14 protein-coding genes are annotated in these 15,303 nt (G+C 71.8%); 5 read left to right on the top strand and 9 right to left on the bottom strand.

All coding sequences use genetic code 11. The features are described from left to right. Window positions 1-158: 158 nt before the first annotated feature. Window positions 159-1,298, bottom strand: a complete 1,140-nt coding sequence (locus IEZ12_RS35995) for an LCP family protein (protein WP_189278448.1) — start codon at window positions 1,296-1,298, stop codon at window positions 159-161. Between the two features lie 140 nt (window positions 1,299-1,438). On the opposite strand from IEZ12_RS35995, the gene IEZ12_RS36000 reads away from it, so the two are divergent. Next, window positions 1,439-2,782: a UDP-glucose dehydrogenase family protein gene (locus IEZ12_RS36000; RefSeq protein ID WP_100587309.1), complete on the top strand. Its 1,344-nt coding sequence runs from the start codon at window positions 1,439-1,441 to the stop codon at window positions 2,780-2,782. A 28-nt stretch (window positions 2,783-2,810) separates the two neighbouring features. Continuing rightward, window positions 2,811-3,218: a CoA-binding protein gene (locus IEZ12_RS36005; RefSeq protein WP_043914263.1), complete on the top strand. Its 408-nt coding sequence runs from the start codon at window positions 2,811-2,813 to the stop codon at window positions 3,216-3,218. A 7-nt stretch (window positions 3,219-3,225) separates the two neighbouring features. Here the strand turns inward: IEZ12_RS36005 and IEZ12_RS36010 are convergent, their stop codons facing one another. Genes IEZ12_RS36010 through purE form a run of 3 tightly spaced genes read right to left on the bottom strand, consistent with a single transcriptional unit; the run spans window position 3,226 to window position 5,834 of the window. Beyond that, window positions 3,226-4,053, bottom strand: coding sequence for a MerR family transcriptional regulator (locus tag IEZ12_RS36010; RefSeq protein ID WP_308431124.1), 828 nt, complete (start codon window positions 4,051-4,053; stop codon window positions 3,226-3,228). A gap of 47 nt (window positions 4,054-4,100) precedes the next feature. Continuing rightward, a complete protein-coding gene (locus tag IEZ12_RS36015) occupies window positions 4,101-5,294 on the bottom strand; it encodes a dipeptidase (RefSeq protein ID WP_189278450.1) in 1,194 nt (397 codons plus the stop codon). Window positions 5,295-5,306: 12 nt separating this feature from the next. Then, the gene (gene purE, locus IEZ12_RS36020; RefSeq protein ID WP_043914265.1) at window positions 5,307-5,834 is read right to left on the bottom strand and encodes a 5-(carboxyamino)imidazole ribonucleotide mutase; all 528 of its coding nucleotides are present in this window, start codon (window positions 5,832-5,834) and stop codon (window positions 5,307-5,309) included. A gap of 89 nt (window positions 5,835-5,923) precedes the next feature. On the opposite strand from purE, the gene IEZ12_RS36025 reads away from it, so the two are divergent. Beyond that, window positions 5,924-7,147, top strand: coding sequence for an RNA-guided endonuclease InsQ/TnpB family protein (locus IEZ12_RS36025; protein ID WP_189278452.1), 1,224 nt, complete (start codon window positions 5,924-5,926; stop codon window positions 7,145-7,147). A gap of 28 nt (window positions 7,148-7,175) precedes the next feature. Here the strand turns inward: IEZ12_RS36025 and IEZ12_RS36030 are convergent, their stop codons facing one another. Continuing rightward, complete coding sequence (locus IEZ12_RS36030; RefSeq protein WP_229848639.1) at window positions 7,176-8,267, bottom strand: 5-(carboxyamino)imidazole ribonucleotide synthase; 1,092 nt, start codon at window positions 8,265-8,267, stop codon at window positions 7,176-7,178. 228 nt (window positions 8,268-8,495) lie between these two features. On the opposite strand from IEZ12_RS36030, the gene IEZ12_RS36035 reads away from it, so the two are divergent. Then, window positions 8,496-9,017 (top strand): GtrA family protein, encoded by a 522-nt coding sequence (locus tag IEZ12_RS36035; protein ID WP_189278456.1) that lies wholly within the window; start codon window positions 8,496-8,498, stop codon window positions 9,015-9,017. A gap of 2 nt (window positions 9,018-9,019) precedes the next feature. On the opposite strand, the gene IEZ12_RS36040 is transcribed toward IEZ12_RS36035, so the two are convergent. Together IEZ12_RS36040 and IEZ12_RS36045 are read right to left on the bottom strand one after the other, a co-directional pair. Further along, on the bottom strand, window positions 9,020-10,258 hold the full coding sequence (locus IEZ12_RS36040) for a sensor histidine kinase (protein WP_043914268.1): 1,239 nt from the start codon (window positions 10,256-10,258) through the stop codon (window positions 9,020-9,022). 13 nt (window positions 10,259-10,271) lie between these two features. Next, a complete protein-coding gene (locus tag IEZ12_RS36045; RefSeq protein ID WP_043914270.1) occupies window positions 10,272-10,946 on the bottom strand; it encodes a response regulator transcription factor in 675 nt (224 codons plus the stop codon). Between the two features lie 317 nt (window positions 10,947-11,263). Between IEZ12_RS36045 and IEZ12_RS36050 the strand changes: the two genes are divergently transcribed. Beyond that, window positions 11,264-12,772 (top strand): peptide MFS transporter, encoded by a 1,509-nt coding sequence (locus IEZ12_RS36050; RefSeq protein ID WP_189278459.1) that lies wholly within the window; start codon window positions 11,264-11,266, stop codon window positions 12,770-12,772. A gap of 36 nt (window positions 12,773-12,808) precedes the next feature. On the opposite strand, the gene hutI is transcribed toward IEZ12_RS36050, so the two are convergent. Both hutI and IEZ12_RS36060 read right to left on the bottom strand, forming a co-directional pair. Further along, the gene (hutI, locus tag IEZ12_RS36055) at window positions 12,809-13,975 is read right to left on the bottom strand and encodes an imidazolonepropionase (protein ID WP_189278461.1); all 1,167 of its coding nucleotides are present in this window, start codon (window positions 13,973-13,975) and stop codon (window positions 12,809-12,811) included. A gap of 145 nt (window positions 13,976-14,120) precedes the next feature. Then, the coding region (locus IEZ12_RS36060) for a formimidoylglutamate deiminase (protein WP_229848637.1) at window positions 14,121-15,303 on the bottom strand (1,183 nt) is incomplete at its 5' end.

Raw genomic sequence — 15,303 nt, forward strand, 5'->3', positions numbered from 1 at the left:
TCTTCGCCTCCGCCAGCGAACGCACCGACTCACGGAGCATCTCGTGCTCCTCGCCCAGCCGGTAGAGGTCGAAGTCCGCTCCGGAGTTTCCAGCCATCTGCTCTGCCCCTTGGGATAGTTACCGTCGAGTAATGCTCATCCTAGGCTCGTCGGCCCGGTCAGTCGACGTTGTCGCCGAGGGTGTCGGCGCTGGTGCGGTGCTGTGTGAGGTAATCGTCCATCCGGTCGGTGCGCATCGCGTCCCAGAGCACGCCGGCCGCGCCGTCGTCCATCAGGACGACGGACTGGCCGTCGATGGAGTCGAAGCCGCCGAAGGGGGCGTTCATGAAGTGGACGCCGTCGGGGCGGACCGCGCGCAGGCTCCAGGCGAGGTCGTAGAGGTCGCTGTTGCTGAGCCGGTCGTCGACCGAGACCACGTCGCCGACGGTGCCGAGCAGGCCGGTGAGCTTGGCGGGGCTGGAGAGGGTGCCGGAGTTCATGGTGCGGAGCATCAGCGCGCGCAGGAAGTTCTGCTGCCGCTTGGTGCGGTCGAGGTCGCCGTTCGGCAGGCCGTGGCGTTCGCGGACGTAGAGCAGGGCCTCGGCGCCGTCCATGTGGTGGGTGCCGGCCGGCCACTCGCGGGCGTCGCCCTTGGCCTCGATGGTGCGCGGGACGGTGATGTCGACGCCGTCGACGGCGTCGGTGAGGGCTCGGAAGCCGTTCCAGTCGATCACCGCGAGGTGGTCGATCCTGATCCGGGTGAGGTCCTGGACGGTCTGCACCATCAGCGCGGGCCCGCCCCAGGAGTAGGCGGCGTTGATCTTCGCCTTGCCGTGTCCGGGGACGGACACCCAGGTGTCGCGCGGGATGGACACCACGGAGACGGACTTCCGGTCGGCGGAGATGTGCATCAGCATCATGGTGTCGCTGCGCTGCGCGCCCAGCTGCCAGGCCGGGGCCTTCGCGGCCTGGCCCGTAGTGGGCTGGTCCGCGCGGGCGTCGAGGCCGACCAGCAGGAAGGTCTGGCCGGAGTGCGGGACGGCGGTGGGCTGTCCGGCGCCGCCGGTCGGGAAGGCGTTCGGGATCCGCGCCACCGAGGACGCGTAGTGGTCGGCGGTCCACACCAGGGCGCCGAAGCCGGCGCCGAACAGCACCAGCAGCACGGCGAGGGTCCACAGCAGCAGCCGGCGGCCCCGGCGGCGGCGCGGCGCGGTCTCCGCCTCGCTAGAAAGGTCGCCGTCGCGGTCGTCGTCCCGGTCGAAGATGCTGAGCGGCCCCTGGTCCTCGTCGGCCTCGTCCGGCCGCTCCTCGGCAGTCATGCGCGCATTGTGAACCTTCCGTACAGACTTTCGGGCGGAAATCGTGGAACCGGCCGCCCCCCCGCTGGTAGGGGTACCGATAGCATCTGTGCCTGCGGCCGTCGCATTGCCTGGAACGGCCCGAACGAAAGGGAACACCCGTGGCTCCGCGCATCACGGTGATCGGTACTGGCTACCTGGGCGCCACGCATGCCGCGTGCATGGCCGAGCTCGGTTTCGAGGTCCTCGGGCTGGACATCGACCGGGACAAGCTCGCCGCGCTCGCCGCCGGCCGGGTGCCGATGTTCGAACCCGGGCTGTCGGAGCTGCTGCTCAAGCACGTGGCGGGCCACGAGGGCTCGACCGGGCGGCTGCGGTTCACCGACTCCTGGGAGGAGGTCGCGGCCTTCGGCGACGTGCACTTCATCTGCGTCAACACCCCGCAGCGCAAGGGCGAGTTCGCGGCCGACATGAGCTACGTGGACGCCGCGGTGGACTCGCTGGCCCCGCACCTGGACCGGCCGACCCTGGTGGTCGGCAAGTCCACCGTGCCGGTGGGCTCGGCGAACCGGCTGGCGGACCGGCTGGCCGCGCTGGCCCCGGCCGGCGAGCAGGTCGAGCTGGCCTGGAACCCGGAGTTCCTGCGCGAGGGCTACGCGGTCGGCGACACCCTGCACCCGGACCGCCTGGTGGTGGGCGTGCGCAGCGAGCACGCCGAGCAGGTGCTGCGCGAGGTGTACGCGGGCCCGATCTCGGACGGCGTGCCGTTCGTGGTGACCGACTTCCCGACCGCGGAGCTGGTGAAGGCCGCCGCGAACTCCTTCCTGGCGACCAAGATCTCGTTCATAAACGCGATGGCCGAGGTCTGCGAGAGCGCCGGCGCGGACGTGGTCCAGCTGTCCAAGGCGCTCTCCTACGACGCACGGATCGGCGGCCGGTTCCTGAACGCCGGGCTGGGCTTCGGCGGCGGCTGCCTGCCCAAGGACATCCGGGCGTTCATGGCCCGGGCCGGGGAGCTGGGCGCCGACCAGGCGCTGACCTTCCTGCGCGAGGTCGACTCGATCAACATGCGGCGCCGCTCCCGGATGGTCGAGCTGGCCCGCGAGCAGTGCGGCGGCGGCTTCCTGGGCCGCCGGGTGGCAGTGCTGGGCGCGGCGTTCAAGCCGAACTCGGACGACATCCGGGACTCGCCGGCGCTGAACGTGGCCGGCCAGATCCAGCTGCAGGGCGCCCAGGTGACGGTCTACGACCCGAAGGCGATGGACAACGCCCGCAAGATGTTCCCCAGCCTGTCGTACGCGCCGTCCGCCCTGGAGGCGGTCCAGGGCGCGCACGTGGTGCTGCACCTGACCGAGTGGCAGGAGTTCCGCGAGCTGGACCCGGCCGAGGTCGGCGCGCTGGTCGCCGAGCGTCGCATGCTCGACGGCCGCAACGTGCTGGACGGCGAGTCCTGGCGGGCCGCCGGCTGGACCTACCGGGCGATGGGCCGGCCGTTCTCGGAATGACCGTGCCGGGCGGCTCGTTCTCACCGGCATGAGCTACGGAGACGACGCCACCGTCCGGAAGATCCTCACCTCCTCCGGCGACACCTGGGCCGTGGTCGGCCTGTCCACCAACACCGCGCGCGCCGCGTACGGGGTGGCCCGGGTGCTGCAGCGGGCCGGCAAGCGGATCGTGCCGGTGCACCCGAAGGCCGAGACGGTGCTCGGCGAGCAGGGCTATGCCTCGCTCGCCGAGATCCCGTTCCCGGTCGACGTGGTGGACGTGTTCGTCAACTCCGAGCTGGCCGGCCCGGTCGCCGACCAGGCGGTGGCGAAGGGCGCCAAGGCCGTCTGGTTCCAGCTCGGAGTGGTCGACGAGGCCGCCTTCGACCGCACCCGGGCCGCCGGGCTGGACATGGTGATGGACCGCTGCCCGGCGATCGAGCTGCCCCTGCTGTGAGCCGGCGTCAGCCGACCCGGACGGGGAAGGCGATGTCGCAGACCAGGTCGTCCGGGGCGGCGGCCGCGAAGTCGGCGAAGTAGACCTCCCGGCCCCGTCCGGTGCGCTCGGCGCCCGCCGACTCGATCCACCCGCAGACCGCGTCGTAGGCGCTGAGGATCTGCGGGAAGTCCACCTGCGCCTTGGTGATCCGGGTGTACGCCTCGCGGTGCGCGGGCTCGACCCGGTGCGGGACGGTGACGTCGCCGGCCCGGGCCGGGTCGATCGGCACGCAGACCTCGACCGGGCCGTCGGCATCCTCGTTGACGTCCCCGTGGTAGATCACGAACGGGGCGGCGACCGGGCCGCCGAGGCCCGCGGCGGCCTCCGTCAGCCGGGCGGTGGCGCCGCCGATGAAGTCGTCCAGCTCCTCCGGCCTGGCCCGCCGCTGCTCGGTGAGCACCAGCTGGTCCGGCACCTCGCGCTGTTCGATCCGGTACATCTCGTCGATTCCTTCCAGTCCGCTGAGTTGGACGCGGAGGTGTTCGGCCAGCGCCCGCTGCGAGGCGGTGCGCCGTTCGACGGCCGCCCAGTACGCGGCCACCCGCTCGGCCGCCTCGGCGCTCGGCAGGGCGAGCACCTCGGCGACCGTGGCGAGCGGCATGTCCAGGCCGCGCAGCCGCACGATCAGCCGTGCGGTGCGCAGCCGGCCGGCCCGGTAGTACCGGTAGCCGGTGGCCCGGTCGACCAGGTCCGGCGGCAGCAGGCCCTGCCGGTCGTACAGCCGCAGCGCCTTCGGCGACAGCAGGCCCCGGCGGGCGAACTCGCCGGTGGTGAGCAGCCGTTCTTCCTCCACGTCGGTCAGCGTGGGGCCTGCCCCAGGGGCAGGGTCAATCCGGTCGTTCACGCGCCGTCCAACTGCTCCCGGGTGGCGATCGACGGCCCGCGCTCGGCCCGCAGGCGGCGGGCCACCGTCTCGGCCTCGCGCAGCACCCGGACGGCGTTGTGCCAGGTCAGCTTGGCGAGGTCGGCCTCGGACCAGTCGCGGCGCAGGAGTTCGGCGATCAGCACGGGGTAGCCGGCCACGTCGTCCAGGCCGGCCGGCAGGAACGGGGTGCCGTCGAAGTCGCCGCCGATGCCGATGTGGTCGATGCCCGCCACCTCGCGCATGTGGTCGAGGTGGTCGGCGACGTCGGCGACGGTGGCGACCGGCCGCGGGCGGTCGGCCGCGAAGGCCTGCTGCACGGCCGTCGCCGCCGCGGAGGTGTCGAACGGGCTGAACCCGTGTGCGGTCATGTTCGCGTCGGCGGCGTAGGTCCACTCGATGGCATCGGCCAGCACGAACATCGGCACGAAGGTGGCCATCGCGACCCCGCCGTTGCCGGGCAGCGCGGCGAGCACGTCGTCGGGGACGTTGCGCGGGTGGTCGCAGATCGCGCGCGAGGAGGAGTGCGAGAACAGCACGGGGGCCTCGGAGACCCGCAGCGCGTCGCGCATGGTGTCGGCGGAGACGTGCGAGAGGTCGACCAGCATGCCGAGCCGGTTCATCTCCCGGACCACCTCCTCGCCGAACCGGGTGAGGCCGCCGTGCACCGGCTCGTCGGTGGCGGCGTCCGCCCACGGCACGTTGGAGTTGTGGGTGAGCGTCAGGTACCGGACCCCGAGCGTGTGCAGCGCCCGCAGGGTGGCCAGCGAGGAGTTGACGGAGTGTCCGCCCTCGGCGCCCATCAGCGAGGCGATCCGGCCCTCCTCGCGGGCGCTCTCCAGGTCGTCGGCGGTCAGCGCGAGCCGCAGGTGCTCGGGGTACCGCTCGGTCATCGCCCGGACGAAGTCGATCTGCTCCAGCGTCGCGCTGACCGCGTCGTCGCCGGACAGCTCCGCGGGCACGAACACCGACCAGAACTGCGCACCGACCCCGCCCGCCCGCAGGCGGCCGAGGTCGGTGTGCAGCCGGTGGCTCTGATCGGCCGTCAGGTCGACGGCGTCGAGGTCGTACCCGGCCTGGGCGCGCATCGCCCACGGCAGGTCGTTGTGGCCGTCCACCACGGGGGTGGTGCGGAGGACGGCCCTGGCACGCTCGATCAGTTCGGGAGTCATCCTCCCGTTCTACTACTTGCCGAAGCCGAAGGACTCGTTCCCCGCCACCTTGGCCCGGAGCTTGCGGCCCTTCTCGGTCGCCTGGCTGTTCAGCTCGGCCTGGAACTCGACCATCTTCTCGGCCAGTTCGGCGTCGAACGCGGCCAGCATCCGCACCGCGAGCAGCCCCGCGTTGCGCGCCCCGGCCACCGAGACCGTCGCCACCGGCACCCCGGCCGGCATCTGCACGATCGACAGCAGGCTGTCCATCCCGTCCAGGTACCGCAGCGGCACCGGCACCCCGATCACCGGCAGCGGCGTCACCGACGCCAGCATCCCGGGCAGGTGCGCCGCGCCGCCGGCCCCGGCGATGATCGCCTTCAGCCCGCGCCCGTGCGCCTGCTCCCCGTACGCGACCATCTCGCGCGGCATCCGGTGCGCGGAGACCACGTCGACCTCGTACGGGATCTCGAACTCGTCGAGCGCCTGCGCGGCGGCCTCCATCACGGGCCAGTCGGAGTCGGAGCCCATCACGATGCCGACAAGGGGTGCCTGGGTCATAACAGTCCTTTCATGGGTGCCCTCGGCATCGGCCGGGAGCGAGGACGCCAACTGACGCAGTGTCAGTGGCGGGTTCTAGCGTGTGGGCTGTGAGTGCCGTTCACGTCAAGCGGGCCTTCCGGTTCCGCTTCTACCCGACCGATGCGCAGGCGGCCGAGCTGCTGCGCACGTTCGGATGCGTGCGTCTCGTCTACAACCGGGCCCTGGCGGCCCGGTCCGAGGCCTGGACAGCACGCGGCGAGCGGGTGGGCTACGGCGCGACGTCGGCGATGCTGACGGCCTGGAAACGGACCGAGGAACTGTCGTTCCTCACCGAGGTGTCCTCCGTGCCCCTGCAGCAGGCCCTGCGGCACTTGCAGTCGGCGTTCAGCAACTTCTGGCAGAGGCGGGCGAACCACCCCCGGTTCAAGTCGAAGAAGCGGTCTTGTGACAGCGCGGAGTACACCCGCTCCGCATTCCGCTACCGGGACGGACGGCTGACACTGGCGAAGATGGCCGGTCCCCTCGACATCGCCTGGTCGCGGCCACTGCCCGCGGGCGCCGCCCCGTCCACGGTGACCGTCTCGCGGGACGCGGCAGACCGATGGTTCGTGTCGATGCTGTGCGACGACCCAGGCGTCCGACCGCTGCCGGCGGTGGACACGGCCGTGGGGCTGGATCTCGGCGTCACTTCCCTGGTGACGCTCTCCACCGGAGAGAAGGTCCCCAACCCGGGGCACGAACGCGGCGCCCGGAAACGGCTGGCAAGAGCCCAACGAGCACTCGCCCGCAAGGCGCAGGGATCGGCGAATCGGGAGAAGGCCCGGCGCAAGGTGGCCCGCATCCACGCACAGATCGCCGATCGCCGCCGGGACCACCTGCACAAGCTCACCACTCGACTCGTCCGCGAGAACCAAACGGTCGTGATCGAGGACCTGACGGTCCGCAGTCTGCTCAGGAACCGGAAGCTGTCCCGCGCCGTCGCGGACTGCGCCTGGAGCGAGCTGCGGGCCATGTTGGCGTACAAGTGCGCCTGGTACGGCCGCGAGCTGATCACCGTCGACCGGTGGTTCCCCAGCTCCAGGCTGTGCGGCGGGTGCGGAACCGTCCGCGCCTCCCTGCCCTTGAACGTCCGCGACTGGACGTGCGACTGCGGTGCAGTCCACGACCGGGACGTCAACGCGGCACGCAACATCCTGGCCGCCGGGCCGGCGGCAGCAGCCTGTGGAGACGGCGTAGGACCTCAACGGAGCACTCCGGGCGGGCAGTCGTCGATGAAGCAGGAAGTCGTCCCACCGCCGCGCTCACGCGCGGCGGCTCGGTCGCGAGACTGAGGGACCCCCTCCGAGGAGGAGGGGAAGGTCAATCGGTGATCGTTCCTCGCAGGTAGGCGGCCGCGTGGCGGGCGCGCTCGCGGACGTCTTCGAGGTCGTCCCCGAAGACGTTGACGTGGCCGACCTTGCGGCCGGGCTTCACGTCCTTTCCGTACATGTGGATCTTGAGGCCGGGGTCGCGGGCCATGCAGTGCAGGAAGGGGTGGTACATGTCGGGGTAGTCGCCGCCGAGGACGTTGACCATGACGGTCCACTTGGCGCGGGGGCGGGGGTCGCCGAGGGGGAGGTCGAGAACGGCCCGGAGGTGGTTCTCGAACTGGGAGGTGACGGCGCCGTCCTGGGTCCAGTGCCCGGAGTTGTGCGGGCGCATGGCGAGTTCGTTGACCAGGATGCGCCCGTCGCGGGTCTGGAAGAGCTCGACCGCGAGGTGGCCGGTGATGTCGAGGTCGCCGGCGATCCGGAGGGCGAGCTGCTGGGCCTCGTCGGAGAGGGCGGGGTCGAGGTCGGGCGCGGGGGCGGTGACCTCGGCGCAGATGCCGTTCTCCTGGACGGACTCGACCACCGGGTAGGCGACGGCCTGGCCGCTGGGCGAGCGCACCACGTTGGCGGCCAGCTCGCGGACGAAGTCGACCTTCTCCTCGGCGAGGACGGGGACGCCCGCGAGGAACGGGGCGGCGGCCTCGGTCTCGTCCTTGACGACCCAGACGCCCTTGCCGTCGTAGCCGCCGCGCACGGTCTTCAGAACGACGGGGTAGCCCACGCCCTCGCCGGCGAACGCGGTGACGTCGGCCGGGTCGGCGACGATCCGGTGCCGGGGGCAGGGGACGCCGATGGAGTCCAGCTTGGCCCGCATCACGCCCTTGTCCTGGGCGTTGACCAGCGCCTCGGGGCCGGGGCGGACCGCGATGCCCTCGGCCTGCAGGGCGCGCAGGTGCTCGGTGGGCACGTGCTCGTGGTCGAAAGTGATGACGTCGCAGTCGGCGGCGAAGGCCCGCAGCACGTCGAGGTCGCGGTAGTCGCCGTACTCGGTGGCGCCGACCACCTGCGCGGCCGACTCCTGGGGAGTGTCGGCGAGGAGTTTGAAGCGGATGCCCAGCGGGATGCCCGCCTGGTGCATCATGCGGGCGAGCTGCCCGCCGCCGATGACTCCGACCACTGGAAAGTTCGCATTGCCCGCTACAGTCACGCGCTCCAGGATATCGGGGCCGGTCAGGGGCCCGACACCGGCGTGCGCCAGGGGCGTGCACACCGGGCGTGGCACGGAGCACACAGAATGTGCGGGTAGCCTGGTGCGCCGGATCGCACGACACCACTTATCCGATCATGTGAACCATACGGAGCAGCCCGGATGACGATCTCCACGGAATCGCGCCCCTCGTTGTCCCAGCGACTGCGCGGCCTGTCCCTTGAGGCGGTCGGCTTCGCCGTGATCGGCGCCTCGGGCGTGGTGGTCAACTTCGCCCTGTTCTGGATCCTCAACAACGTCGTCGGCCTGGCCTCGCTGCGCGCCAACATCGCGGCCACCCTGGTGGCCATCGCCACCAACTACCTGGGCTACCGGTACTGGCTGTACAAGGACCGCGACGCCGCCTCCCGCAAGCGCGAGATCACGCTGTTCCTGCTGTTCAGCGGCATCGGCATGCTGATCGAGACCGGCACCCTCGGCTTCACCCAGTACGTCCTGGGCCTGGACACCCCGTTCGAGAAGCTGGGCGGCAAGTTCCTGGGCCTGGTGATCGCCACCGTCTTCCGCTTCATCTCCTACCGCACCTGGGTGTTCAAGGCGATGCCCGAGCTGGAGGACCCCGAGGTGGTGCAGGAGGCCGAACTGCTGCTGGCCGCCGAGGACAACCGCTCTCTCGCCAACTGACGTCACTCGCCCGCGTGGGCGAGGAACAGCGCGAACACCGGCGGCCGCAGCGACAGCAGTTCGAGGCGGCCGCCGTCGGCTTCCGCGAGGTCGCGGGCGACGGCCAGCCCGATGCCGGTGGAGTTGCGGCCGCTGACCGCCCGTTCGAAGACCCGGTTGCCGAGCTCCCGGGGAACGCCCGGCCCCTCGTCCTGGACCTCGGCGACCACCGAGCTGCCGGAGCGGCGGGCCCGCAGCGTGATGGTGCCGGCGCCGTGCATCAGCGAGTTCTCGATCAGCGTGGCCAGCACCTGGGAGACCGTGCCGGGGGTGCCGATCACCGCGACGTCGCGCAGCCCCTCGACGACCAGTTGGCGTCCGCTGTCGCGCAGCGTCGGGGCCCACTCCTCGACCTGCTGCTTGAGCACGTCGTCCAGGCAGAAGCTCACCGCGGTGGGGCTGTTGGGGTCGCGCTGGTTGGTGAGCAGCCGCTGCACCACGTCGGTGAGCCGCTCGACCTGCTGGAGGCCGATGGTGGCCTCCTCGCGGACGGTGTCCGGGTCCTCGGCGAGCGCGGTGATCTCCTCCAGCCGCATGGAGAGCGCGGTGAGCGGGGTGCGCAGCTGGTGCGAGGCGTCGGCGGCGAGCCGGCGCTCGGCGGTGAGCATCCGGGCGATCCGTTCCGCGCTGGTGTCCAGCACCTCGGCGATCCGGTCGAGCTCGGGCACCCCGTAGCGGCGGCCCTGCGGGCGGGGGTCGCCGGAACCGAGCCGTTCGGCGGTCTCGGCGAGGTCGGTGAGCGGCCGGGCCAGGCGCTTGGCCTGCCAGACCGCGAGCGCCACGGCGGCCTGCACGGCCAGCAGCGCGACCACGCCGAGCAGCAGCAGCATGTTGCCGATCTCGTGGTCGAGCGCGGCCCGCGACTGGGCGACGGTGACGGTCTCACCGCTGGCCCCGGACTCGGTGGCGGTCAGCGCGGGCCCGGCGACCGGGCGGCCGAGGACGATCTGTGGCTGCCCGGGGATGTCCACGGTGACGTAGAAGTTCTCGGTCACCACGGCGGCGAACTTCTCACCGGTGACCGGCTCGCCCGCGGCGAGCCGGCTCTCCACCAGGCCCAGCACCCGGACCGCCACCGCGTCCACCCGGTCGTTGGCGGCGTTGGTGATGGACTGCTTCTCGATCAGGGCCAGTGGCACGCAGAACACCGCGACCACCACCAGGACGACGCCCAGCAGTGAGTTGATCATCCTGCGCTTCACGCCGGGTGGACCTTCAGCTCTTCTCGAAGCGGAAGCCGACGCCCCGCACGGTGGCGATGTAGCGCGGGTTCGCGGCGTCGTCGCCGAGCTTCTTGCGCAGCCAGGAGATGTGCATGTCCAGGGTCTTGGTGGAGGTCCACCAGGTGGTGTCCCAGACCTGGCGCATGATCTCCTCGCGGGTGACGACCCGTCCGGCGTCCCGCACCAGCACCCGCAGCAGCTCGAACTCCTTGGCGGAGAGGGTGAGTTCCTCCTCGCCGAGCCAGGCGCGGTGCGACTCGATGTCGATCTTCACGCCGTGCGCGCCGGTGGTGAGCTGGTCGACGTTGCCGCGCCGGAGCAGGGCGCGGACCCGGGCGAGCAGCTCGGCCAGCCGGAACGGCTTGGTGACGTAGTCGTCGGCGCCGGCGTCCAGGCCGACCACGGTGTCCACCTCGTCCGCACGGGCGGTGAGCACCAGGACCGGGAAGCTCTTGCCGTCGGCGCGCAGCCGCCGGCACACCTCCAGGCCGTCCATCTCGGGGAGCCCGAGGTCCAGCACGATCAGGTCGACGTCCTCGCTGAGGCCGGCGCCCAGGGCGGCCGGTCCGTCCTCGCGGACGAGCACCTCGTAGCCCTCGCGGCGCAGGGCGCGGGCCAGCGGTTCGGAGATTGCCGGGTCGTCCTCGGCCAGCAGCACACAGGTCATACGGGCGATGGTAGACCGCTCGGGCACGCCCGATCAGGGGGTCTTCGGAGCTTTCGGCACGCCCGGGCGGCGCGCTGTGAACACTGTCACAGGGCGTGATCAACTTGCTTTCCCGGGCATCTTCGGCAACAACTGCGCTTACATGGACATTCTTCGCACGAGCCTTGTCATCACAGGTAATTCTCCTGTTCGGGCATCGAAAGGCACAGTGCAGCGGCACCCTGCTTTACCTTCTGCATACCATTCACGCTCCGCAGTCAACCGAACTCGCGACTTACAGTGGTGGAGAACCCGAGCAAGACAGGCAAGGAATCAGCATGGCTTCGAGCACCCTGGAGTCTGAGGAACGGATCTCGACCGGTAACGGACGGACCTTCCTCGGCCACCCCCGCGGCCTCGCCACCCTCTTCATGACGGAGACGTGGGAGCGTTTCAGCTTCTACGGCATGCGCGCCCTGCTGGTCGTCTACATGTCGGCCAAGGCGGCCGACGGCGGCCTGGAGATGCAGGTGGCCACCGCCACCGCGGTGTACTCGGTCTACAACGCGATGGTCTACCTGCTGGCCCTGCCCGGCGGCTGGATCGCCGACCGGCTGCTCGGCGCCCGGCGCACCGTGGCCCTGGGCGGCGCGATCATCATGGTCGGGCACTTCCTGCTCGCCGTGCCGGCCTCGGCGGCGTTCTTCGCCGGCCTGGTCTTCATCGCGATCGGCTCCGGCCTGCTGAAGGCCAACATCTCGACCATGGTCGGCCACCTCTACGACGGGCCCAACGACCCGCGCCGGGACGGCGGCTTCACGATCTTCTACATGGGCATCAACCTCGGCGCCTTCCTCGCGCCGCTCGCCATCGGCACCGTCGGCCAGAAGGTGAACTGGCACCTGGGCTTCGCGATGGCCGGCGTCGGCATGGCCCTCGGCCTGATCCAGTACCTGCTGGGCACCCGCCACCTCAGCCCGCGCTCCAGCATGGTCAGCGCCCCGATCACCCCTGAGGAGCGCCGCACCGTGCTGCGCAAGGCCGGCCTGTGGCTGGCCGCCGCCGCGGTGTTCTACGGCGTGGTCGTCGGCACCGGCAACTTCAGCGTCTCCTGGGCGATCTGGCCGCTCTCGCTGGCCGGCATCGCCATCCCCGTCCTGGTGTTCAGCCGGATCCGCCGCGACCCGGAGCTGACCGGCGAGGAGCGCTCGCGGATGAGCGGCTACCTGTGGTTCTTCGCCGCCGCCGCCGTGTTCTGGATGATCTACGACCAGTCCGGTTCGACGCTCAGCGTGTTCGCCGACCGCAACACCGCCGGCAGCCTGTTCGGCTTCTCGTTCCCGTCCAGCTGGTTCCAGTCGCTGAACCCGCTGTACATCATGGCGCTCGCCCCGGTGTTCGCCTGGCTGTGGAACGCCGCCGCCCGCCGCGGCCGCAACCCCTCCACCACCGCGAAGTTCGCCTTCGGCCTGCTGATGATCGGCGCGTCGTTCCTGGTGATGATGCTGGCGATGGCGGCGGCCAGCGGCGGCGTCAAGGTCACCCCGCTGTGGCTGGCCGTGGTCTACCTGATCCAGACCACCGGCGAGCTCACCCTCTCCCCGGTCGGCCTGTCCGTCACCACCAAGCTGGCGCCCGCCAAGTACGCCAGCCAGATGATGGGCATCTGGTTCCTCGCGGTCACCGCGGGCGACTGCGTGGCCGCCCTGAGCCAGCTGGCGCTGGGCGACAGCGTGGTCGGCTCCACCTGGTACTTCGCCGCCCAGGGCCTGCTGGCCATCGCCGCCGGCGTCGGCCTGTTCACCGCCCGCGGCCGGATCGGCAAGCTGATGGGCGACGTCCGCTAGGGCCTGTCCGACCGAGCACCATGTGGCAGGGCGGGGTCAGACTTTCCTGACCCCGCCCTGCCACACGGCTGCGGTCAGCGGGACGCCCGGGCGGTACGCCAGGTGGACGTGCGAAGGCGCGTCCAGCAGCAGCAGGTCCGCCCGGGCCCCCGGGGAGACCCGGCCCACATCGGTGCGGCGCAGTGCCAGCGCCCCGCCCGCGGTCGCGGCGTGCACCGCCTCGTCGGGGGTCATGCCCATCTCGCGCACCGCGACGGCGACGCAGAACGGCATCGAACTGGTGAAGCTGGAACCGGGGTTGCAGTCCGTGGACAGCGCGACCCGCACCCCGGCGTCCAGCAGCCGCCGCGCGTCCGGATAGGGCGCCCGGGTGGAGAACTCCGCGCCCGGCAGCAGGGTGGCCACCGTGTCCCCGTCCGCCAGCGCCGCCACGTCCTGGTCGGTCAGGTGCGTGCAGTGGTCGGCGGACGCCGCCCCCAGCTCCACCGCCAGCTGCACGCCCGGCCCGAAGCCCAGCTGGTTGGCGTGCACCCGCGGTGCCAGGCCCTTCGCCATCCCGGCGGTCAGCACCGCCCGCGCCTGGTCCCCGTCGAACGCCCCGCGCTCGCAGAACACGTCCACCCACCGCGCGAACGGGGCGCACGCCTCCAGCATCTCCCCCGTCACCAGCTCGACGTACCCCGCCGGATCCTCCGCGAACTCGGGGCCCACCACGTGCGCCCCGAGGTACGTCGTCTCCTCGGTGTGCCCGGCCGCGATCCTGAGCGACCGCGCCTCGTCGGCGGTGCTCAGCCCGTACCCGGACTTCACCTCCACGGTCGTGGTGCCCTGCCGCAGCATCTCCGCCAGGAACCGGGTCAGGTTCGCGTTCAGCTCCGCGTCCGACGCCGCCCGGGTCGCCGCCACCGTGGTCCGGATCCCGCCGGCCGAGTACGCCCGCCCCGACATCCGCGCGTTGAACTCCGCGGTCCGGTCCCCGGCGAACACCAGGTGCGAATGGCTGTCCACGAACCCGGGCAGCAGCGCCCGCCCGGCCGCGTCGACGGTCTCGTCGGCAGCGGGGGCGTCCGCGCTCCGGCCCACCCACGCCACCCGGTCGCCCTCCACCACCACGGCGGCGTCCGGGATCAGCCCGAGCGGCCCGTCCCCCAGCGCCGGGTCGTTGGTGACCAGCGATCCAATGTTGCCGATGAGCAGGCTCACAGAATGATCCTTCGTCAGTTTCGTACTTCTCTTCACCCCGCTCCCCGTCAGGGGCGCGGCGGATCCCTCCGGGCGAGGCCGAGGGGGCGGAGCCGCGCGGAGCGGGAGGCGGACGTCCGCAGGATCGCGACTCCGGGAAGACGCCTCACCGCAGTGCGGCCACGGCTCCCGCCAACTGCTCCGCCACGTCCGGCACGAACTGGTGCACCCCGTCCTTGACGACGTGCCGCCCGCCCACCACCACGTGCCGCACGTCCGCCGCACTCGCCGCGAACACCGCGATCTCCGCGCCCAGCGAGGCCGGCGCCCCGGCCGTCCGCACGCTGTCGAGTGCGATCACGCAGAAGTCGGCCAGCGCGCCGGCCTCCAGCCGTCCGGCTTCGTCCCAGCCCAGCGACGCGTGCCCGTCCTCGGTGCCGGCCCGCAGCAGCGCGTTCGCCGTCCAGTGGCCCCTGGTCCGGGTGCGCAGGCGTTCGTCGAGCTCCAGCGCCCGGGCCTCCTCGAACGGGTCGATGACGGCGTGGCTGTCGGAGCCGAGGGTGATCGGGCAGCCCGCGGCGGCCAGCCGCTTGGCGGGGCCGATGCCGTCGGCGAGGTCCCGTTCGGTGGTGGGGCACATGCAGACGACGGTGGTGCTGTCCGACAGCAGCCGGACGTCCTCGTCCGTCAGGTGCGTCGCGTGGACCACCGAGGTGCGCGGCCCGAGGACGCCGTGGTCGGCGAGCAGGCCGGTCGGGGTGACGCCGTGCGCGGTGAGGCAGGCGTCGTTCTCGGCGGTCTGCTCGGAGAGGTGGACGTGCAGCGGCGCCTTGCGCATCGCGGCCCAGTGCGCGACGGCGCCCAGCTGGTCGGCGGGGACGGCCCGCACGGAGTGCACCGCCGCGCCGATCCGGGCGTGTTCCGCGCCGACCAGCGCGGCGGCCCGCTCGGCCCAGGCGTCCGCGGTCCCGTCGGAGAACCGCAGCTGCTCCCGGGTCGGCTCCGCGCCGAAGCCGGACGACAGGTAGCAGGTGTCCAGGAGCGTGATCCGGATGCCGGCCCGGGCGGCGGCCTCGATCAGCGCCTCGCCCATCGCGTTCGGGTTGTCGTACCGGACGCCGCCGGGCGCGTGGTGCAGGTAGTGGAACTCGCCGACGGCGGTGATGCCGGCCAGTGCCATCTCGGCGTACACCGCGGTGGCGAGCGCCAGGTAGGTGTCGGGGTCGAGCGCGGAGGCGACCCGGTACATGGTGTCGCGCCAGGTCCAGAACGTCCCGGAGCCGACCTGCACGGTGGAGCGCAGCGCCCGGTGGAAGGCGTGCGAGTGCGCGTTGGCCTGCCCGGGCAGG

Source organism: Kitasatospora griseola (assembly GCF_014648555.1).
Taxonomy (GTDB): Bacteria; Actinomycetota; Actinomycetes; order Streptomycetales; family Streptomycetaceae; genus Kitasatospora; species Kitasatospora griseola.

Excerpts from the sequence above, each read along its gene's own strand:
- IEZ12_RS35995 (WP_189278448.1), bottom strand. The coding sequence starts at position 1,298 with ATGACTGCCGAGGAGCGGCCGGACGAGGCCGACGAGGACCAGGGGCCG.
- IEZ12_RS36005 (WP_043914263.1), top strand. The coding sequence starts at position 2,811 with ATGAGCTACGGAGACGACGCCACCGTCCGGAAGATCCTCACCTCCTCC.
- IEZ12_RS36015 (WP_189278450.1), bottom strand. The coding sequence starts at position 5,294 with ATGACTCCCGAACTGATCGAGCGTGCCAGGGCCGTCCTCCGCACCACC.
- purE (WP_043914265.1), bottom strand. The coding sequence starts at position 5,834 with ATGACCCAGGCACCCCTTGTCGGCATCGTGATGGGCTCCGACTCCGAC.
- IEZ12_RS36030 (WP_229848639.1), bottom strand. The coding sequence starts at position 8,267 with ATGATGCACCAGGCGGGCATCCCGCTGGGCATCCGCTTCAAACTCCTC.
- IEZ12_RS36035 (WP_189278456.1), top strand. The coding sequence starts at position 8,496 with ATGACGATCTCCACGGAATCGCGCCCCTCGTTGTCCCAGCGACTGCGC.
- IEZ12_RS36045 (WP_043914270.1), bottom strand. The coding sequence starts at position 10,946 with ATGACCTGTGTGCTGCTGGCCGAGGACGACCCGGCAATCTCCGAACCG.
- IEZ12_RS36050 (WP_189278459.1), top strand. The coding sequence starts at position 11,264 with ATGGCTTCGAGCACCCTGGAGTCTGAGGAACGGATCTCGACCGGTAAC.